Here is a 17689-nt window from a genome sequence, read left to right on the forward strand (position 1 = left end):
GACTGGCAGGTCGAGGCTCAGCTCGACCTGCTCGGGGATGCAGATTTCCTCGCAGACCAGCCAGTCCACGGTGGCGCGGATCGGGAAGCTGCCGCCGACCGGCGCATCCGCCGGGACCGCGATGTCGGTCAGCAGCGTGACCTCGCCCTCATAGCCGTAATTCATCAGCGGCCCGACGGCGATGCGGTCGGGCGCCGGCCAGAGGATGCCGCTGGCACTCGCACCGTCCGGCAGCGTCCAGTCGGCCGTTGTGGCAAGGCCGGAATCGCCCGGATTCTGCCAGTAGGTATGCCAGTGCGGGATGATCTGCTTGTAGATGCCGACGCGGATGGTCTCGCCGGGGCGGACGGCCTCGGCGCCGGCCACCAGCTCGGCGCGGACATGGTCGGTCGAGACCGGCCCGGCAGCATGTGCCGGCAGGCTGCACACAAGAGCCAGCGACAGGAAGGCGCCGATCACGGCAAGGGCCTTTAGTCCTGTTCTGCGCATGCGCCTCTTCCGCTTGTGGACGGCAAACCGGTGCCGGAATCGGGCGGAAATATCCACCGCGTCACTCTGCCAAGCAAAAGTAAGAATTATCCGCGCGCAAACAAGTCGGATTCGTCTGTTTCACGAAGGCTTGATCTTATCACGGGCACTTGATCTTCCGGGCGCCGCCCACCATCGTTGCCGCAATTCTGAAAACAACGATTTCCCCGGAGGAACCCCATGACTTATCGCTGCGCCGTGCTGGACGATTACCAGCAGGTCGCCCTGAAGATGGCCGACTGGTCGGCGCTGAAGGGCCGTGTCGAGGTGACCGTGTTCGACCACTACATGGCGGACGATCCGAATCTTGCCGAGACTTTGGCCCCGTTCGAGATCATCTGCATCATGCGCGAGCGCACGCCGTTCCGGCGCGAGCTGTTCGCGAAGCTGCCGAAGCTGAAGCTGCTGGTGACGACCGGTGCGCGCAACGCCGCCATCGACCTGGCGGCAGCGAAGGAGCATGGCGTCACGGTCTGCGGCACCGAGGGGCATGGCCATCCGACCGCCGAGCTGGCACTGGGCATGATGCTGGCGCTGGCCCGCCACATCCCGTCCGAGAGCCGCCGGCTGGCCGAACAGGGGCTGTGGCAGAGCCGCGTCGGCATTGACCTGAAGGACCGCACGCTGGGCGTGCTGGGCCTTGGCCGGCTGGGCGGCCGGCTGGCCCGCGCGGCGCTGGCGCTGGACATGAAGGTAATCGCCTGGAGCCAGAATCTGACGCCGGAAAAATGCGCGGAACAGGGCGTGGGTTATGTCAGCAGGGAGGAGCTGTTCCGCCAGTCGGACTTCCTGTCGGTGCATGTGGTGCTGAGCGACCGCAGCCGCGGGCTGGTTGGCGCCGATGAACTGGCGCTGATGAAGCCGTCCGCCTTCCTGATCAACACCTCGCGCGGGGAGATCGTCGATCAGGACGCATTGGTCGCGGCGCTGAAGGGCGGCCGGATCGCCGGTGCCGGCGTTGACGTCTATGACAAGGAACCGCTGCCCAAGGGGCATGTCCTGTTCGGCGCGCCGAACCTGCTGATGACCCCGCATCTGGGCTATGTGACGGAGGATAATTACCGCACCTTCTACAGCCAGACGGTGGAGGACATCGCCGCCTGGCTGGGCGGCAAGCCGGTCCGGGCGCTGGGGTGATGAGGGCTTGAACTACCGTCACGCCTACCATGCCGGCAATTTCGCCGATGTGCTGAAGCATCTGGTCCTCGTCCAGGTGCTTCAGCATCTGCGCCGCAAGGACAAGCCGTTCTATGCGCTGGATACTCATGCCGGGCGCGGACTCTACGATCTGCGCGGCGAGGCGGCGGAGAAGACCGGCGAATACCGCGAAGGCATCGGCCGGCTGCTCTCTTTGCCTGAACCGCTGCCGCCTGCCCTTGCCGATTATCTGGCGGCGGTGCGGCCGTACCTGACAGACAGCCACTATCCCGGCTCGCCGCTGCTGGTGCAGTCGATGCTGCGCGAGGGTGACCGGGCGTTGTTCGCCGAACTGCATCCAGAGGAAAACGCGGCGCTGCTGGACGCGCTGGGCCGCGACCGCCGGGTGAAGGTGGAATGCCGCGACGGCTACGAGGCGCTGCGCGCCACCCTGCCGCCGAAGGAGCGGCGCGGGCTGGTGCTGGTCGATCCGCCGTTCGAGGAAAAGGGCGAGATGGAGCGGCTGGGCAAGGCACTGCGCGAGGGGCTGCGGCGCTTCGCCACTGGCCAGTATCTGCTGTGGTATCCGATCAAGGCGCGCGCCGATGTGCGGCTGCTGCACGATCTCGTGCGCTCGCTGGAACCGAAGGAGGCACTGGTCGCCGAGCTGACGATCTGGCCGGAACGCACGGAGCTGCGGCTGAACGGCACCGGCATGGTGATCGTGAACCCGCCCTACGGCCTGAAGGAAGCGCTGGCGGCCTGCCTACCGCTGCTGGCCCGGACACTGGCGCGGGAAGGTCCGGGCGGCTGGCGGCTGGAACCGCTCTCCACACAGACGGAAAAAGCATAAGGCCGGTTTGCCGAAAAAATGCCGCGAACCGAGTGCAACTTGCCGCGCGGTTCGTTAAGGTTTATCGCATGGACTTGCGGGAAGCCATTCCGGCAGGGTTCGACTTGTAGCAATCGTCGCCGGAAGGCGCGCAAGGTCACGGAAAAAGATGAATAAACTGGTTGATGCGGCGCATGTGAAATCGGCCTATCGCCGCTACGCTGCCGTCTATGATCGGCTGTTCGGCGCAGTGTTCGAGCCGGGCCGCAAAGAGGTGGTGGCGGAGGTCAATACCAGGCCCGGCCAGCGCATTCTGGAAGTGGGCGTGGGCACCGGCCTGTCGCTTGGCCATTACCGGCCTGACGCGCATGTTCACGGCATCGACATTTCCGGCGACATGCTGGAGCGCGCCCGCCAGCGTGTCGCGCGGCTGGGCCTTACGCATGTCGAGGCGCTGCTGGAGATGGACGCCCAGTCCATGTCCTATGCCGATAACAGTTTCGACGCCGTGGTCGGCATGTATGTCGCCTCCGTCGTGCCGGACCCGGCGCAGATGCTGGCCGAGATGCGCCGCGTCTGCGTGCCGGGCGGCGATATCCTGATCGTGAACCATTTCTCGTCGGAGAATCCGGCCCTGCGCGCGTTCGAGAAGGCGCTGTCCCCCTTCGCCTCGCAGATCGGTTTCCATCCGGATTTCGACCTGAACGAGCTGCTGTCCCTCGCCGCCATCGAGGTGGTCGAGATCAAGCCGGTGAACCTGTTCGGCTATTGGAAGCTTGTCCGGCTGCGCAACGTGCCGGTGATGGTGACCGCCAGTGAGCGCAGCGAGGTTGGCACCAGCTATGCCAAGCCGGCCTCCTACAAGCTGCGCGAAGGCTCTTCTGCCGCGCGCTAGCGGCGCAAGGCGAGCAAGCAGACCAGGACGAGCTGTGCCGAGGCCAGCAGGAAGGCCACGGCATAGCTGTCGGTCATCTGCACCAGCAGGGCGAACAGGATCGGCCCGCTGACCGAGCCGACAAAGCCGAAGAGATTGACCGCCGACGTGACCTCACCAACGCGGCCGGGCGGTGACAGCCGTGCCGATTCCGCCATGTGCAGGCCGTTCCAGCTGGTACCGGTGAAGCCGGCCAGTGCCACCAGCGCATAGGTGAGGGCGCCGCCGGGAACCGGCTGGTGCAGGGCCAGTGCGGCCAAGGAGGCCGCGGCCAGGAAACCCTGGATGGCGAGCTGCAGCTGGGCATTGCCGATGCGATCGGCAATCCAGCCCAGGGTGATCCGGGCGACCAGATTGGCGCCCTGCATGGTCGCCGCGATCAGCCCGCCCTCGGCCAGGCTGAAGCCGTGCCGCGTCACCAGATAGGTGACCAGGAAGGCGGTCAGGCAGGCCTGCAGGATGGCGAAGGACAGGCCCAGCGCGGTGAACATCGGCAGGCTGGGATGCAGCTTCAGCGTGGCGACCGAATTGCGCATCACCCGCCAGGAGAACAGCGCCGGAAACCAGGCCGTGGGCAGCCGTTCGCCTGGCGGGTCGAGCAGCAGCCGGGCCGGCTGCGCCAGCAGCAGCGCCACGGTCCCGAGCGCCAGCATCAGCAACGTGACGCCGAACAGGCCGTGCAGCCCGACCAGCGGGGCGACGATCAGCCCGGTCAGCATGGCGCCCAGCGGCACGCCCGCCTGCTTCAGGGAGAAGACCAGCACGCGGTTCGCCGCCGGGGCGGTACGCACCAGGATCTCGCTGCTGGCCGGGTTGTTGGTGGCATAGCCGAAGCCCATCACCACGGCCCCGACAACGGCCAGCGGCCACCAGGCGCTGCAGATCGCGGCAAAGCCCAGCACGCCAAGGGCAAGGCCGATCTGCAGCATGCGGACCGGTCCATAATGCGTCAGCATCGGCACGCCGTTGGACAACAGCCAGCAGACTCCCAGCGCGGATAGCGAGGAGAGATAGCCGATGCTCTCGCCCGGCAGGCCGGCAGCCTCGGTCAGCACCGGTCCGATCACCGGTACGGCAAACAGGATGAAGGCGCCGACGGTCTGCACCAGCATCGTCGTCGCCAGGGCACGGGCCCAGAGCGGCACCTCTTTATCCTCCCGTTTTCGGCCAGTCTTTGGTGTGATGGATGATGTGCTGGCAGCTGAAGGGTCGTTCCCAGCAAAGCCTACCGGGGCTGCTTGCGCAACCCGCGTGCCGGGGATGCCTGAGCCGATGTCTGGAACGGCGTTTCTAGGGCTTGCGGAAGCGGCGTCATGCCGCTAATGTCCGCCGCCTTGGCGCCGGTGTAGCTCAGCGGTAGAGCATCCGCTTCGTAAGCGGGTGGCCGGGGGTTCAAATCCCTCCACCGGCACCATTCTTCTTCCCCATTTTGTCGATTGATAACCGCCTCGGGTTTCCCGGGCGCGGTGTCATGTTACGTGAAGATTTTGTCGGAATTGGTTTGATTTCGTTAGATTTATTACTCTTTTCAGGGCCTTAACCAATTTTAGTGCTTGTGAAATGGCGGGAATGGACAAAAATAAAGACTGAATTTTAGAAAATTCTACTCTTTTGCCGTCGCGCCAGAACAGACGCGGCGGGCCTGGGGGGCAGAGGCCGGGATGCCGAATGACATATCGGGGGGGCGAAATGCCCAAGAGGCGGTAACAGCCGCCGGTGACCGCGCCACGCATTTCATCTTTACGCACAAGGTGTTTGCGTCGCTGGATGGCTATTTTGGCCTGTCGCATGAACAGCGCGAGCCGGTTTTCTTCGTCTCCTTCGGCGAGGTGAACGCGGCGCTGCCCTTCACCACCCTGTGCCGGGAATTCGCCATCGATCCGGAATCCGACGATGGAAAGCTGCTGGAGGTGGTGGCCCAGGGCCTGCGCTATGTGAAGGAAATCCGCCCCGGAGACTCGATCCCGCGCGAACTGCTGGATGGCAGCGCGTCCTGGACCGTGGAGGAGGTGCACCGCCGGCGCTCGACGCAGCGCATCCGCATCCAGGTCGCCAGCTATGGCGATGGCGAGGAAATGCTGGTCTTTGATCTGGCGGAGATGGCGCGGCTGACAGGGGCAGCGGATTTCGAGTCCCGATATCTCAATGGCTGCCGCAAGCTGGCCCAGAAACTGGGGCTGAAGCGCGGCGGTGACGAGAAGACCGTGATCCGGCGCATTGATGCCCTGGCCCGCGAGATCACCTATATCGAGGCGCTGCGCGACCGCTTCAACAAGATTCGCTCGGTACAGCGCGGGTTGACGGAGCTGCGGCGTGCCTACAGCCGCGACCCGGTCATCCGCCCGGATATCGACCGGGCGCTCGCCCTGATCCGCGCACCGATGGACGATTTCGAGGGGGTCTTCACCAATCTCTACGCGCAGGTCAGCGAAATCCTGCTGGTGCTGATGGCCTATGGCCCCTACGTCGCCTTCATCCGCGATTCCCGCGATGAGCTGCACAATGGCATGATGCGCTGGGACGGGCTGGTGACGGAGTGGGAGAATCTGATCGTGCAGGCCAGCCAGTCGAACGAGACTCTGGTGAAGTCGGCCTATCGCTTCCTGGCCACCAACTATCCGCAGGCCGGCGACTGGACGCTGGTTGGCAAGCTGGAGGCGCAGAAGGAACTGCGCTTCGGCAACGCCGCGCTGGCCAGCTGACCCCGATTAGACCCCGAAGAAGAACAGCAGCACGACACCCCCCACCAGCGCGCCGAGGGCTGGCAGCGGGCGGCGGCCCATATCGATGGCGACGAAGCTCAGCAGCCAGATGCCCAGCCCCACCTTCGCCATAGCCAGGAAGGCCAGCACCGGGCTTTCCAGCACCAACAGCAGCGACGGGTTGGCGATGAAGCCCAGCGGCACCAGGAACAGCCCGACGCCCAGCCGCAGCGCGTTGCCGGCGACCGGCAGCCACGGTGTGTTGGCAATGCCGGCGGCGATGAACACATTGCCGCAGACCGGCGGTGTGATGGTGCACAGAAGCGCGTACCAGAACACGAACATGTGGGCGTAGAGTTCCGGCAGGCCCAGCTGCACCAGCGCCGGCCCGGCGACGGCGATGCAGATGACGTAAGCTGCCGTCGTCGGCAGCTCCATCCCCAGCACAAGGCTGGCCAGCGCGGTCAGCAGCAGCGCCGGCCACAGCTCCCCGCCCGACAGCGAGAGGATGACGGAGGTGATCTTCACCCCCAGCCCGGTCATGTGGAACACACCGACGATCAGGCTGGCGCAGATCAGGATCGCGGCGATGCTGGCGATCTGCTCGGCGGCGCCCTTCGTGCCCTCGGCGACGCGGGAAACCCAGCGGCTTGCCGAGGCGCAGCCTTCCGAATCGATCAGCAGCAGCACCACGGTCAGGGCGGTCGCCATTGCTGCCGCATAGGGCGCGGTATAGCGGGTGAACAGCAGCAGTACGACCAGCAGGCCGAAGGGCAGCAGGAAGAAGGGCACGGTGCGTGCCACCTTGCCCCAGCCCGGCAGATCCTCGCCGCGCATGCCGGTCAGCCCGTGCCGGATGGCATAGAAATGCACGCCCGCCCAGGCCGCCAGGAAGAACAGGAAGGCCGGCAGGCTGGCCAGGATCATCAGGTCCGTGTAGGGCGTGCGCAGCAGCTCCGCCATCACGAACACGCCGGCCCCCATCAGCGGCGGCATGATCTGCCCGCCGGTGGAGGCGACGGCCTCGACCGCGGCGGCGAAGCTGGGCGGGTAACCCAGCTTCTTCATCGCCGGAATGGTGACTGTACCAGTGGAGGCGGTGTTGGCCGAGGCCGAGCCGGAGATCGTGCCGTACAGCGCCGAGGCGACGATGGAGACCTTCGCAGCGCCCGCGCGCATGCGCCCGGCAAACTGGGTGGCGAAGGACATGAAGCCGGTGCCCGCCTCGCCGGCCGAGATGAAGCAGCCCAGGATGATGAAGGGGGCGATGATCTCTGCCGAGATGCCGGTCAGGTCGCCCCACAGCCCGCCCTCGGCGATGACCAGAGTGCCGAGGAAATAGTCCAGCGGAATGCCGTCATGGCCGAAGGTGCCGGGGATGTACTTGCCCAGCAGCCCGTAAGCCAGCACGAGGACGGCGATGGCCGGCAGCACCGCCTTGATGGTGCGGCGCGCCATCTCCAGCGCCAGCAGGATCAGCACGATGGCGACACCATGCTGCAACCAGCCGCTGAGAGCGCCGTACTGGTCGGCCAGGGGCTCACGGTTGGCGACAATATAGAGGCCGGCGGCAAGGCCGATGGCGCCGGTCGCGTAGGCGATACCCCGGCCGACCGGTCCGCCCTGCACGCCGAAGAAGAAGATGAACGGAATCGCCAGCATCAGATGCAGCGGCCGCGTCACCAGATTCGGCATCAGGCCGGAAAAGATGAGGTAGAGGTGAAAGCCGACGGACAGGGCCGCCACGGCAAGCACCATGCCGTCCTTCCAGGAAATACGCATCGTCGCTGCTGGTCTTTGTCTGGATATGAAAAAGAAACACCCCGCCCGGCCGGTCATGCCCGCGGGTCATGCCGGGGGGCGGGGTGCGGGATAGCGGTGATTACATCAGGCTGGCGTCGAGTTTCACGCCGGCTTCCTTGTAAAATTTCAGCGCGCCGGGATGCAACTTGGTGCCCAGCTGGTTCACCATCTCCGGGCTGACGCCGGCCCACCAGGGGTTTTCCTTGGCCAGCGCGTCGCGCTGCTGCCAGAAATTCTTGGTGATGAAATAGGCCGTTTCGTCATCCATGTCGGTGGTGGCGAAGGCGCCGACCGGCACGCCGACCGTGTTCACCGGCTTGTCCTGGCCCTTGTAGGTGCCAGCCGCGATGGTCAGCGGGCCGGACATCGGGTCGGCCTTCAGGATCGACTCGCGCTGGGCATCGGTGAAGGACAGAACGGTCAGCGGGTTGGTGGTCGCCAGCTCGACCAGCTGCGGCGTCGGGTGCGAAGAGCAGGTGGCGAAGCCGGCCACCTTGTCGTTGCGCATCGCGTTGGAGGCGGCGCTCAGCTCGACATCCACCGCCTCGACCTTGCCCTCCAGGCCCAGCAACTCGAAGATGCGGCGGGTGCGGCCCTCGCAGAAGGTGCCCTTGCCGCCGGCGATGAACTTCTTGCCTTCCAGCTGCATCACGTCGGTGATGCCACTGTCCTGCTGGACGGCGAAATGGATGGTCACGAACGGCATGACGAACAGGGTGCGCACGCGGTCATAGCCGGTCTCGCCCTCGAACGGCTTCTTGCCGTCGCGCGCGCTGGCCAGCAGGCTGGGCGGGGTGGTGAACAGGAAATTGCCCGGGCGGCGGGCGGATTCCTTCACATTCTGCACCGATCCCTGGCTTTCCTCGACGGTCGCCTGGATCTTGCCGCCGCTCTGCGCCTTCATCATCTCGCCGAGCTGCACCATCATCACATAGTAGGATGTGCCCGCCTTGGCGGATTTCAGGGTCACGCGGGTCTGCGCGGCGGCGTCGGACGACAGGGCGCCGGCGCCAAGGGCAAGACCAAGCGACAGGGCCATCGCAGCGGCAGTCTTCTTCAGCATGGGTTTCCTCCACTCCTGCTTCCGCCGGCTTTCCGCAGGCGGGAAAGCGCCTTTATGCCTCATCGCCTGTTTGCCCGCCATATCCATCGTGACGGCCTGGGGTGAAGGCCTGTTGGTGGGCACCATTGCCAAGCCGCCGCGCTGCGGGCATCAATGATGCCCCTCTTAATTAGGGATGGTCTGCAAGCAAGGGAGAAGGCCGATGCGCTTCATCGGACGGTGGCTTGGTCAGTCGCTGACACTGGCGGCCGGGATTCTGGCGCTTGCACTCGCCGCGCAGGCGCCGGGTTTTGCCGAGCATTACATGGCGGCGCTGGAGCAGCGCGCGCAGGAACAGCGCGCCGATATTGCCGGGCGCATCGATGTCGCGCGCCGCTTCTACAGCCTGCCGGAAACCGCCGATGCCCGTGCCGTGCTGCTGCACCTGACCGAGCGCGAGCCCGCCAATGCCGAGGGCATCCGCCGCAGCGCGCAGCGGCTGGCGGCGCTGGAAGGGGCGCATCGCCGTCTCGTTGAGGCGTCGCCACTGCTGCGGCCGTTGCTGACCCTGCCGGCGGTGGCCGGCGGCAACGCTGTCATCGCCGATGTCGCGGACAGCGCGCTGGCGGGCTACACGCCCCGCCTGCCACTGTCCCTGCCTGCGCTGGCCTATGGCCTGGCCGGCCTGTTCCTGGGCGTGCTACTGGCGGAAGCGCTCGTCAGCCTCGCACGGATGCCGTTCCGGCGTGCCACCCCAGCGCCCCGGCCCTGGTAGCCTGTCGCGATGTCCACGCGGTGCTAGGCAGTCTCCCGCCCGTCCGATAAAGTGACCGCAATAAAGTTCAAGAATGGGGAAAGGTGGGGCGATGCGGTACACACCCGGTCCGTGGCGCATGAAGTCGAACGGCGAACTCTGGTCCTATCCGCGCGGCGGCGCACCGGGACAGGTCGGCCAGATGTACTGGAGCGGCAAGCATGAAGACCGTGCCGGCAATGCCCGGCTGATTTCCTTTGCCGCCGATCTGTCCGAGGATTTGCAGGAACTCTATCGCCTTGTCTCGCAGCCTTCGGTGGTGGCGGCGATCAAGGCCGACCAGAAAATCTACGGCAAGGCGCGTCTGATCATCGAGAACAGCCGGCAGACGCTGGAACAGGCCACCGGCGAGAAGCTGCCTGAATGGCCGCATATCGACCCCACGAAGAGCCTGGCTTCCTGACACGAAACTCGTCGGACGATCGCATGGCGGAGCAGGAAATGCGCCTCGAACGCTATATGGAAATTGTCGCCGGCAGCCAGCCAGAAGATTGGCTGATGATTGAGCGGCCGACCCTGCGGCACCGGTTCACGCCGATGCTGGACGATAAGGAGCAGCTGATCCGGCAGATCATTGATGAGCCGATGGTCGGATTCAGCTATCGCCCGGACGTGCGGCTGACCCTTTTGTTCGGCCTGGTCGAGATGGCGCAGTACCCGCTGCCGGCAGGCATGCCCTATGCCGAGGAAAACGCCAGGACGGTGCTGCTGCACTGCCTGTATGAAGGGCAGCTGATCCACACCGAGACACTGCTGAAGGTTGACCGGCAGCGCTGCATCCTGCCGATGCCGGTGGCCTGGGGTGAGCCGCCGCAGGCCATCCCGCGCCGGCAGCACGATCTGGCCCGGCTGGTGCACCAGCTTGCCGGCCCCTTCACCGATTTCGAGCAGTATTTCAAGAATTCCGGAATGGCCGTCGTGGAGCGACCCTGGCCCTGAACTGTTCCGTTATTCCCCGGCGGCGCGCAGCGGCTCTGGCGCGTCCACCGCGAAGTCGCGGTCATGGGTCAGCGACGGCACCATGCGGCGGGCCTCGGCGATCAGCGCCGTATCGATCTCGGCGGTGACAAAGCCCGGCTCCGTCCCGGCATCGGCCAGCACCTCGCCCCAGGGGGCGACCACCAGCGAATGGCCATAGGTCTTGCGCCCTTCGGCATGCTCGCCGGTCTGGGCGGGGGCAAAGACAAAACAGCCGGTCTCGATGGCGCGGGCGCGCTGCAGCACATGCCAGTGCGCCTCGCCGGTGACTTTGGTGAAGGCGGCGGGGATGGTGATGAAGTCTGCCGCGGCCTTGGCCAATGCCCGATAGAGATAGGCAAAGCGCAGATCGTAGCAGATCGTCATGCCCAGCCGACCCCAGGGCAGGTCGGTGACGACCGCCTTCTCGCCCGGCCGGTAGGTTGCTGATTCGCGGTAGGTCTGGCCGTCCTTCACATTCACGTCGAACATGTGAATCTTGTCGTAGCGCGCCTGGATACCGCCCTTCGGATCGATCAGGATCGACCGGTTGGCCAGCATGGTGTCGCTGAGCTTCACCGACAGCGACCCGGCCAGGAACCACACGCCCAGCTCGCGCGCCAGATCGCGCCAGGCCGCCAGCGCAGGGTGCGTTTCCTCAGCTTGAGCCTTCGCCAGCGACTGCTCGCGCTTCGGCTCGAACATGGCGGCGATTTCCGGGGTCAGGATGAACTCCGCACCGTCCTTCTTCGCCGCGCGGGCCTGCGCGTTCACGAAGTCGATGTTCGGCTGGAACTCGCGCTCGGAATTGGTCTGGATCAGCGCGACCTTGAACTTGGCAGTCATGACGGTCTCCTTGGCTTATGCCCTCAGGCGGCGCCTTGCAGCATCGGGTCCAGCTTGCCGGCGCGGTCGAGATCGTGCAGATCGTCGCAGCCGCCGACATGGGTGTCGTCGATGAAAATCTGCGGGACGGAGTTTCGGCCGCCCGCCTTTTCGCGCATCTCCGCCCGCTTGCCGCTGTTGAAGGTGACGTCGATCTCCTCGAAATCGGCGCCCTTCTGCTTCAGCAATTGCTTGGCGGCGTGACAGTAGGGGCACATCAGCGTGCTGTAGATAACGATCTTGGCCATGTCGGTCCTCTTTGCGGGCAGCGGCAGCATAGCGCCGCACCCTCTGGCTTGGCAGGAATTTCTATAACAGATGGGCCTTAATTTTCCGCCGTGAAGACCCGGGCCAGCGCCAGCACCGCAACCTGTGTGGCGCCGGCGGCCAGCAACGCGCGGGCGCAGGCTTCCACCGTCGCCCCGGTTGTCACGACATCGTCGATCAGCAGGACGCGCTGCCCGGCCAGCTGGGCGCGCTGCAACTCGGTCACGGCAATTGCGCCGGCCAGGTTGGTCAGACGCTGGCGCCGGCGCAGCCCGCCCTGGCTGCGGGTGCGGCGGCGGCGTATCAGCACATCGGTGGCGACCGGGATGCCCCGCCTCTGTCCGAGCGCCAGCGCCAGCAGGGCGGCCTGATTGTAGCGCCTGCCCAGAAGCCGCCAGCGATGCAGCGGCACCGGCACGATCAGGTCGGCATCGTCCAGCAGTTCCGCCCCGGCACGCTCAAGCCAGCCGGCCAGCGCCGGCGTCATGTGCAGCTGGTCGCCATGCTTGTAGCCCAGAATGAGGCGCCGGCTGATAGCACTGTAACGGGTCGCGGCGCGCATCCGCCGGTAGGGCGGCGGGCTGGCGATACAGGCAGCGCACAGGCTGCCTTCCGGCATTTCGAAGCTGAAGGGCAGACCGCAACAGGCGCAGTGCGGCGGTCCCAGAAAATCAACCTGCTTCCAGCAATCGGCGCACAGCGCGCCATGGCGGTCCACCGGCACGCGGCAGGACAGGCAGAGCGGCGGGAGCAGCGCATCGAGAATGCCCGAGGCCAGGCGCGGGATACGCCCTGTCCCGCTGAATATGCTGTGAAGACCTCCCGCCCGCATGCCCGTCTCTCGTCGCTGCACTGCCTAGCTTGCGCCATGATCCCGTGTTACATCCTACAACCGTTGGCACCGCATGCCCGAAGCGAAAAGGACGGATATGATTTCTCCCCAGGTCGCGCTGATCTACGTCATGGTCCTGGTGTCCGCCAGCGACAGCGACATGACCGACGCCGAATTCAAGACCATCGGCGATATCGTCACCCACCTGCCCGTGTTCAGCGAGTTCGAGGTGGACAACCTGCCCTCCATCGCCAGCAGCTGCGCCGACATGCTGCAGGCGGAGAACGGCCTCGACGCCGCGATGGACCTGATCCATAAGTCGCTGCCGGAGAAGCTGCGCGAGACCGCCTATGCGGTTGCCTGCGACGTCGCCGCCAGCGATGGCAAGGCGAGCCAGGAAGAGCTGCGGCTGCTGGAAATGCTGCGCCACAAGCTGCATGTGGACCGGCTGGTCGCCGCCGCCATCGAGCGCGGCGCCCGCGCGCGCTATATGCCGGTCTAGTAGGTCCGGTTCAGCTTCAGATAGCGATAGCGGTTGCCGGTTCGGACCTCGACCGGCCGGGCCGTCAGCCCGTCCAGGACCTGTATCGTGGCGATGCTGCCAGGCTCGCCGGCCCGCCATAGCGCCCGGTAGAAATCGGCCAGTGTCGCGGTCGGCGTGCCGCCGATACCCAGAACCAGATCGTTGCGCTTCAGCCCGGCCAGATCGGCGGGGCTGTCAGGCGATACGCGGCGCACGAACAGCCGGCCGCGCTCCTCGTCGAGCTGCAGGCCGAGCCAGGGGCGCGGCGGCTGCGGCGAGCGGCCGGTTTCCATCAGCGGCTCAAGGATTGGCAGTAGCGCTTCGACCGGGATGAACATGTTTCCCGGCACGCCCAGCCCCGGCACCGCATCGCCGACGATCAGTGAGCCAACGCCGACCAGCCTGCCACCCTGGTCGATCAGGGCAGCCCCGGCGAAATTCTCATAGGGCGGGCTGGTGAAGATCGCGTTTTCCAGCAGATATTCCCAGTAACCGGCGAAGGTGCGGCGAGAGGTGACGAGGGCCGGTTGCGCCGCTGCCGATCCGCCATGGCCGGCAATCAGCACCCGGTCGCGTTCCTTCAGCTGGCTGGAATCGCCCAGCTCCAGCGCCGGGACGCCCAGATCGCGCATCGGCCGTACCAGGCCAAAGCCGGTTTCGTGATCATAGGCCATGATCTCGCCGGGCACCTGCCTTCCATCGGCGGTGCGCAGCGTCACCGCATCGGCTTCAAGAATGACATAGCCGACGGTCAGCACGGCGCGTCCCTCGGTGATCACCATACCGCTGCCGGTGCGTGCGCTGCCGAGCGACTCGGCCGTCCTGGCGTCGCCGGGGATACGGGCCTGAACCTCGACGATGGAAGACAGCAGGTCGGCAGCCTGCACCTTGCCGGCAAAAAGCAGCAGCAGGCACAGAAACGGGAACAAACGCCTCATCATGCACCTCCATCGGGAGAACGTGCCATACAGGCCGCAAGACCGGCACCACATCATTCATCTAGGGCGATTCTTGCACGGGGAAATCGTGCTATCGTTATGTCCTGAATTTTGAGCCACGCGGGGATGCGAGGGGACGGAAGGGGCATGAGCCGGGAACATCTGAAGAAGAAGGCGCGGGAAGCGCTGAAGGAGGCGGGCGGCAATACCAGCCTCGCCGCCAGGCTGCTGCATGGCTGGGCGATGGAGGACGAGACATTGCTGCTGGCGATGGTGCGACCGATGCTGCCGAGCCTGTCGCTGCTGGCAGTGCAGCGCGCGGCCGGCACGGATGAGAGCTATCGCACCGGGCGCAAGCGGCGGGCGCAGCCGATCACCGAAAAGGCGGCACTGGAAGCGGTAGCCGAAGCGCTGAGCGGAAAGCGCGCACCGGCCATGAGTTCCACCCGCACGCCCCTGACCGCGCCATCGGAAGCCAGCACGCGCCATCGCAGCGCCGTGCAGTTCCTGGCATCGGCCTACAAGCCCAAAAGCTGAAAATCTGAAGATTACTTGACCGGTACTGCCGGTCCGCAATGCCGGACGCGGCTACTTCTTGGGGCGCGGCCGGCAGTCGTCGGGCCGTGCGTTCACGACATTGTGATAGAGCTTCTTCACATATTCCGGGTCGGCGCCAATCGTCCGGGCGCTTCCCGTCGTGTTGCGCTCCGCGGTTTCGGCAACGCCGGCCGACACCATGAAGGGCGTCGCCTCGTCCGGCATGATGTGATAGCCGGTCCGTTCCAGGTCGGTGATGATCTCGACCGCCGTCTTGGCAAAGCGGCGATAGGAAGAATCAACCATGTCCTTCCGGCCGGTGGGGGCGGAAGCGCGGGCCAGCGCCATCGAGATGATGTTGACCAGCAGGTCGGTGTCGCGGCTCTGGATCCAGGCATTCGCCATCGCGCCCATGACGGCGTTGATATAGAGCGCGGCGCCGCGCTGGCCCATCAGCTTGTTGGCGCCCGGCTGCTGGTCGGCCTGCGCGATCATCTGGTCGGTCAACTCGCGCGGCGTAACCATGAACCCGGCAATTTCCAGCGACCGGACCAGGTCGTTCGCATCCTCGGCGTAGCGGTCCCATTCCTGTTCGACCAGGAAGGACCCCAGCATGTCGTTGCCGGCGCCCTGGACGCGATTCAGGAACCGCGCGAACTCCTTCGCGAAGTACTGAACGATCTTGGGGTCGGACGGCTGACTCTGGATGCGCATACTCTGATTCCCTTCTTCGGCACCCTCATGCAATAGAGATGATGCCGAATCAACCAAATATGAAGTCTATTGTGACGATTCTGACGATTGGTCGGCGTGCCTGTCCGGCACCCTATGCTTTGGATCGGCATGCGCGCAAGCCGATCACCCGCAAAGTCCAGGCCATTTTGGCCCGTTCGCCATGCGGCTTAATGTATAACGAGAATAGGAACTTAAAAACAAAAAGTCATCGGGAAACGCTGAAAAGGGCAGGGCTACTGTACTAAATGAAGAGCCGTTACGAATTGATGCGATAATAAAAATCAGTTTCGAATAGGCGCATTATCAGTCGTGGAAGGTGCCAGTTTTCGCCACTCCCGGTCTGTAAAAAAGCGAAGGTCGGCGCGCATTATTTCATGCTGATGGAGCCGGCGTATCGCCGCTGAGTTCAATTCGGCCGGCGTGCCGGCATGTGCCGGAGGTCAGTACGCTGAAAATCAGGCCGGCCGGCGGGGCGGCATTCCAGACGTGGGAGGTTTCGGCGCGGCCTTCAGCGGGGTCTGCGGACCGACCGACTTGAAGGAGGTCGTCTGGTTGCTGGCTGGCGGCACGGATGGCGCAGCGGTTGGCCGGGCGGTCGCCGATTCCCGGGGCCGGATGCCGTTCGGCAGGCGCGGGAAGATGATCGTCTTCTCGCGGTCGGCCAGTTCGCGCCAGTCGCGGTGGCTGGCGCGGGCAACCCGCTGGAAGTGCCAGGCGCGTTCCTCCGCGGCATCGCCAATCTGCTGGCGCTGCCATCCGGGCAGGGCGTTGAAGGCGGCCTTGGCGGTGAACAGGTCGACGGTGCGCCCGCTTTCATAGGCGCGGCGGACTTCGCGGGTGACGATGTTCGACATGCCCAGCGTCACGCTGACGGTCTCTGCCAGTATGCCCAGGGCCTGACGATCCTGGCCGCTTCTGGCCTGGCTGTCTTTGGCCTGACTGCTTCCGGTCTGGCTGTTATCGGATGTCATCGTCTCTCCTGCGCCGTCCTGCTGGGACATGCCGTAAAATAGCGCGCCGTGAAGAAACGAATAGCGGTCACGGCTGCCGCTTCTGTTTGCCGGCCATTGTCGATTTGAATCGCGGCGCGTGCAAGCGCTTCCTCCGGCTGGTCCCCTCCGGCGTCGGCGCGCCGGTTCACCAGTTCTTGGCGACGGCGAGGCGGAAGGCCTCCAGCAACTCCTGCTCAACCTTGCCGCCGCTGCCCTGGATACGCTCCGCCAGCACGACGTACAGCGCATCGATATGGCAGCGGATGATCGCCATCTGCTTCGGATTGGCGTCGCCCATGCGCCCGGCCACGGCATGCAGCGAGCGGGCGATTTCGGTCAGCAGCGGATAGTCGAAGGTACCGCCCAGCCCCTTGATGTCGAAGGCGTGCCGCCGGATTTCGACCATCAGGGCCTCCCATCGCGCGGGGTCTGTCTCGGCGCTGGCCAGCGCTTCCCGCAAGGAACGCAAGGCGGCGGCGACGCTGGCGATGAATTTGTCGCTCGACTGGTGGACGGCCTTCTCGATCTTCTTCAGCTCGTCGGGCTGCGGATTGATCGAGAACCCTTTCTTGCTGTTCACCGCGCGGCGGCGGAGATCCATCGAGGGCGGAATGATCTGGGCCTTCGCCATATCGTCGGGACCTTGTGTGCTGGTCTGGGGGATGAATTGCGGTAGCTAGTCGGCGCGCCGGTTCCGGCCGCCATGCGGCACCTGCCGGCGCCGGCGGTCCGGCCCGAAATAGGTGCCGGCATTCACGAAGGAGCGCGGCCGCGCGATCACCGACACCAGCCGGCGATACAGCGAATCCACGGTAAACGGCTTGGCGAGGAATTCGGTGACGCCCCGGTCGCGGGCCTCGATCACATATTCCGGCTCAGAATTTGCGGTCAGCATGATGATCGGCAGCATGCGGTTCGGCGAATGCATGGTATTGCGTACCGTGTCGATCAGTTCGATGCCGGACAGCGGCTCCACGATCCATTCGGTGATCATCACATCCACCTCGCCGGCCTTGATGACGGCCAGCGCCTTGTTGCTGTCGGTAACCTTGCGGATGGCGATGGCGCCCAGCATCCGCAATATGTCGTACAGCAATTCTGTGGACAGCGGGTTCGGGTCCACGATCAGGAACCGGATCTGGCTGAAATCAATCTTTTCCGACAAACCGACACCACATTCTGCAACGTTTTCCGAAGGCCACGCTTCGCGGGCCGGCCGTTAGATAAACAA

21 protein-coding genes and 1 tRNA gene are annotated in these 17689 nt (G+C 65.2%); 10 read left to right on the forward strand and 12 right to left on the reverse strand.

Going from position 1 to position 17689, the window contains the following annotated elements:
* On the reverse strand, nucleotides 1-489 hold a 489-nt coding region (locus P24_RS06445), incomplete at its 3' end, for a protein-disulfide reductase DsbD domain-containing protein (RefSeq protein ID WP_272943348.1).
* 219 nt (nucleotides 490-708) lie between these two features.
* On the opposite strand from P24_RS06445, the gene P24_RS06450 reads away from it, so the two are divergent.
* The 3 genes from P24_RS06450 (at nucleotide 709) to P24_RS06460 (ending at nucleotide 3392) form a co-directional block, all read left to right on the forward strand.
* On the forward strand, nucleotides 709-1665 hold the full coding sequence (locus tag P24_RS06450; protein ID WP_008943891.1) for a D-2-hydroxyacid dehydrogenase family protein: 957 nt from the start codon (nucleotides 709-711) through the stop codon (nucleotides 1663-1665).
* A gap of 7 nt (nucleotides 1666-1672) precedes the next feature.
* Entirely contained in the window at nucleotides 1673-2518 is an 846-nt protein-coding gene (locus P24_RS06455; protein ID WP_008943892.1) for a 23S rRNA (adenine(2030)-N(6))-methyltransferase RlmJ, read from the forward strand.
* 148 nt (nucleotides 2519-2666) lie between these two features.
* Complete coding sequence (locus P24_RS06460) at nucleotides 2667-3392, forward strand: class I SAM-dependent methyltransferase (protein WP_008943893.1); 726 nt, start codon at nucleotides 2667-2669, stop codon at nucleotides 3390-3392.
* On the opposite strand, the gene P24_RS06465 is transcribed toward P24_RS06460, so the two are convergent.
* On the reverse strand, nucleotides 3389-4576 hold the full coding sequence (locus P24_RS06465; protein ID WP_008943894.1) for an MFS transporter: 1188 nt from the start codon (nucleotides 4574-4576) through the stop codon (nucleotides 3389-3391). The two genes, P24_RS06460 and P24_RS06465, sit on opposite strands and share 4 nt — an antisense overlap.
* Nucleotides 4577-4770: 194 nt before the next feature.
* Here P24_RS06465 and P24_RS06470 point away from each other — a divergent pair.
* Nucleotides 4771-4845: transfer RNA gene (locus tag P24_RS06470), tRNA-Thr, on the forward strand.
* Nucleotides 4846-5092: 247 nt separating this feature from the next.
* Complete coding sequence (locus P24_RS06475; protein ID WP_008943895.1) at nucleotides 5093-6133, forward strand: hypothetical protein; 1041 nt, start codon at nucleotides 5093-5095, stop codon at nucleotides 6131-6133.
* 6 nt (nucleotides 6134-6139) lie between these two features.
* Here the strand turns inward: P24_RS06475 and P24_RS06480 are convergent, their stop codons facing one another.
* Both P24_RS06480 and P24_RS06485 read right to left on the reverse strand, forming a co-directional pair.
* Nucleotides 6140-7915: a TRAP transporter permease gene (locus tag P24_RS06480; RefSeq protein ID WP_008943896.1), complete on the reverse strand. Its 1776-nt coding sequence runs from the start codon at nucleotides 7913-7915 to the stop codon at nucleotides 6140-6142.
* Between the two features lie 100 nt (nucleotides 7916-8015).
* Nucleotides 8016-8999: a TAXI family TRAP transporter solute-binding subunit gene (locus P24_RS06485; RefSeq protein WP_008943897.1), complete on the reverse strand. Its 984-nt coding sequence runs from the start codon at nucleotides 8997-8999 to the stop codon at nucleotides 8016-8018.
* A 202-nt stretch (nucleotides 9000-9201) separates the two neighbouring features.
* Between P24_RS06485 and P24_RS06490 the strand changes: the two genes are divergently transcribed.
* From P24_RS06490 to P24_RS06500, 3 genes are all read left to right on the forward strand, one after another.
* Nucleotides 9202-9753: a DUF2937 family protein gene (locus tag P24_RS06490; protein ID WP_008943898.1), complete on the forward strand. Its 552-nt coding sequence runs from the start codon at nucleotides 9202-9204 to the stop codon at nucleotides 9751-9753.
* Nucleotides 9754-9844: 91 nt separating this feature from the next.
* Nucleotides 9845-10195 carry a hypothetical protein gene (locus tag P24_RS06495; protein ID WP_121221039.1) on the forward strand — a complete coding sequence of 117 codons (351 nt, stop codon included), beginning with the start codon at nucleotides 9845-9847 and terminating at the stop codon, nucleotides 10193-10195.
* A 23-nt stretch (nucleotides 10196-10218) separates the two neighbouring features.
* Nucleotides 10219-10731 carry a hypothetical protein gene (locus tag P24_RS06500; protein ID WP_008943900.1) on the forward strand — a complete coding sequence of 171 codons (513 nt, stop codon included), beginning with the start codon at nucleotides 10219-10221 and terminating at the stop codon, nucleotides 10729-10731.
* 9 nt (nucleotides 10732-10740) lie between these two features.
* On the opposite strand, the gene P24_RS06505 is transcribed toward P24_RS06500, so the two are convergent.
* From P24_RS06505 to P24_RS06515, 3 genes are all read right to left on the reverse strand, one after another.
* Nucleotides 10741-11595 (reverse strand): carbon-nitrogen hydrolase family protein, encoded by an 855-nt coding sequence (locus tag P24_RS06505; protein WP_008943901.1) that lies wholly within the window; start codon nucleotides 11593-11595, stop codon nucleotides 10741-10743.
* A gap of 23 nt (nucleotides 11596-11618) precedes the next feature.
* Nucleotides 11619-11882: a glutaredoxin 3 gene (gene grxC / locus P24_RS06510; RefSeq protein WP_040706862.1), complete on the reverse strand. Its 264-nt coding sequence runs from the start codon at nucleotides 11880-11882 to the stop codon at nucleotides 11619-11621.
* A 77-nt stretch (nucleotides 11883-11959) separates the two neighbouring features.
* Nucleotides 11960-12733 carry a ComF family protein gene (locus P24_RS06515; RefSeq protein ID WP_008943903.1) on the reverse strand — a complete coding sequence of 258 codons (774 nt, stop codon included), beginning with the start codon at nucleotides 12731-12733 and terminating at the stop codon, nucleotides 11960-11962.
* Between the two features lie 97 nt (nucleotides 12734-12830).
* On the opposite strand from P24_RS06515, the gene P24_RS06520 reads away from it, so the two are divergent.
* Complete coding sequence (locus P24_RS06520; RefSeq protein ID WP_008943904.1) at nucleotides 12831-13235, forward strand: tellurite resistance TerB family protein; 405 nt, start codon at nucleotides 12831-12833, stop codon at nucleotides 13233-13235.
* On the opposite strand, the gene P24_RS06525 is transcribed toward P24_RS06520, so the two are convergent.
* Nucleotides 13232-14197: a S1C family serine protease gene (locus tag P24_RS06525; protein WP_192813234.1), complete on the reverse strand. Its 966-nt coding sequence runs from the start codon at nucleotides 14195-14197 to the stop codon at nucleotides 13232-13234. The genes P24_RS06520 and P24_RS06525 overlap by 4 nt on opposite strands.
* A 144-nt stretch (nucleotides 14198-14341) precedes the next feature.
* Here P24_RS06525 and P24_RS06530 point away from each other — a divergent pair, with 144 nt between their 5' ends.
* On the forward strand, nucleotides 14342-14731 hold the full coding sequence (locus tag P24_RS06530; RefSeq protein WP_008943906.1) for a hypothetical protein: 390 nt from the start codon (nucleotides 14342-14344) through the stop codon (nucleotides 14729-14731).
* 51 nt (nucleotides 14732-14782) lie between these two features.
* Here the strand turns inward: P24_RS06530 and P24_RS06535 are convergent, their stop codons facing one another.
* The 4 genes from P24_RS06535 to P24_RS06550 form a co-directional block, all read right to left on the reverse strand.
* Complete coding sequence (locus P24_RS06535) at nucleotides 14783-15445, reverse strand: hypothetical protein (RefSeq protein ID WP_008943907.1); 663 nt, start codon at nucleotides 15443-15445, stop codon at nucleotides 14783-14785.
* 476 nt (nucleotides 15446-15921) lie between these two features.
* A complete protein-coding gene (locus P24_RS06540) occupies nucleotides 15922-16437 on the reverse strand; it encodes a hypothetical protein (protein ID WP_008943908.1) in 516 nt (171 codons plus the stop codon).
* 166 nt (nucleotides 16438-16603) lie between these two features.
* Nucleotides 16604-17089, reverse strand: a complete 486-nt coding sequence (locus P24_RS06545) for a putative two-component response regulator (RefSeq protein WP_008943909.1) — start codon at nucleotides 17087-17089, stop codon at nucleotides 16604-16606.
* Nucleotides 17090-17134: 45 nt separating this feature from the next.
* On the reverse strand, nucleotides 17135-17623 hold the full coding sequence (locus tag P24_RS06550) for a response regulator (RefSeq protein WP_008943910.1): 489 nt from the start codon (nucleotides 17621-17623) through the stop codon (nucleotides 17135-17137).
* Nucleotides 17624-17689 lie beyond the last annotated feature (66 nt).

It is taken from the genome of Oceanibaculum indicum P24 (assembly GCF_000299935.1).
In the GTDB taxonomy this organism is placed as follows: Bacteria; Pseudomonadota; Alphaproteobacteria; order Oceanibaculales; family Oceanibaculaceae; genus Oceanibaculum; species Oceanibaculum indicum.

What these genes read in the sequence shown, in the direction of transcription:
- P24_RS06450 (WP_008943891.1), top strand. Translation starts at nt 709, where the DNA reads ATGACTTATCGCTGCGCCGTGCTGGACGATTACCAGCAGGTCGCCCTG.
- P24_RS06460 (WP_008943893.1), top strand. Translation starts at nt 2,667, where the DNA reads ATGAATAAACTGGTTGATGCGGCGCATGTGAAATCGGCCTATCGCCGC.
- P24_RS06475 (WP_008943895.1), top strand. Translation starts at nt 5,093, where the DNA reads ATGCCGAATGACATATCGGGGGGGCGAAATGCCCAAGAGGCGGTAACA.
- P24_RS06480 (WP_008943896.1), bottom strand. Translation starts at nt 7,915, where the DNA reads ATGCGTATTTCCTGGAAGGACGGCATGGTGCTTGCCGTGGCGGCCCTG.
- P24_RS06485 (WP_008943897.1), bottom strand. Translation starts at nt 8,999, where the DNA reads ATGCTGAAGAAGACTGCCGCTGCGATGGCCCTGTCGCTTGGTCTTGCC.
- P24_RS06490 (WP_008943898.1), top strand. Translation starts at nt 9,202, where the DNA reads ATGCGCTTCATCGGACGGTGGCTTGGTCAGTCGCTGACACTGGCGGCC.
- P24_RS06495 (WP_121221039.1), top strand. Translation starts at nt 9,845, where the DNA reads ATGCGGTACACACCCGGTCCGTGGCGCATGAAGTCGAACGGCGAACTC.
- P24_RS06500 (WP_008943900.1), top strand. Translation starts at nt 10,219, where the DNA reads ATGGCGGAGCAGGAAATGCGCCTCGAACGCTATATGGAAATTGTCGCC.
- P24_RS06505 (WP_008943901.1), bottom strand. Translation starts at nt 11,595, where the DNA reads ATGACTGCCAAGTTCAAGGTCGCGCTGATCCAGACCAATTCCGAGCGC.
- grxC (WP_040706862.1), bottom strand. Translation starts at nt 11,882, where the DNA reads ATGGCCAAGATCGTTATCTACAGCACGCTGATGTGCCCCTACTGTCAC.
- P24_RS06515 (WP_008943903.1), bottom strand. Translation starts at nt 12,733, where the DNA reads ATGCGGGCGGGAGGTCTTCACAGCATATTCAGCGGGACAGGGCGTATC.
- P24_RS06520 (WP_008943904.1), top strand. Translation starts at nt 12,831, where the DNA reads ATGATTTCTCCCCAGGTCGCGCTGATCTACGTCATGGTCCTGGTGTCC.
- P24_RS06525 (WP_192813234.1), bottom strand. Translation starts at nt 14,197, where the DNA reads ATGATGAGGCGTTTGTTCCCGTTTCTGTGCCTGCTGCTGCTTTTTGCC.
- P24_RS06530 (WP_008943906.1), top strand. Translation starts at nt 14,342, where the DNA reads ATGAGCCGGGAACATCTGAAGAAGAAGGCGCGGGAAGCGCTGAAGGAG.
- P24_RS06535 (WP_008943907.1), bottom strand. Translation starts at nt 15,445, where the DNA reads ATGCGCATCCAGAGTCAGCCGTCCGACCCCAAGATCGTTCAGTACTTC.
- P24_RS06540 (WP_008943908.1), bottom strand. Translation starts at nt 16,437, where the DNA reads ATGACATCCGATAACAGCCAGACCGGAAGCAGTCAGGCCAAAGACAGC.
- P24_RS06545 (WP_008943909.1), bottom strand. Translation starts at nt 17,089, where the DNA reads ATGGCGAAGGCCCAGATCATTCCGCCCTCGATGGATCTCCGCCGCCGC.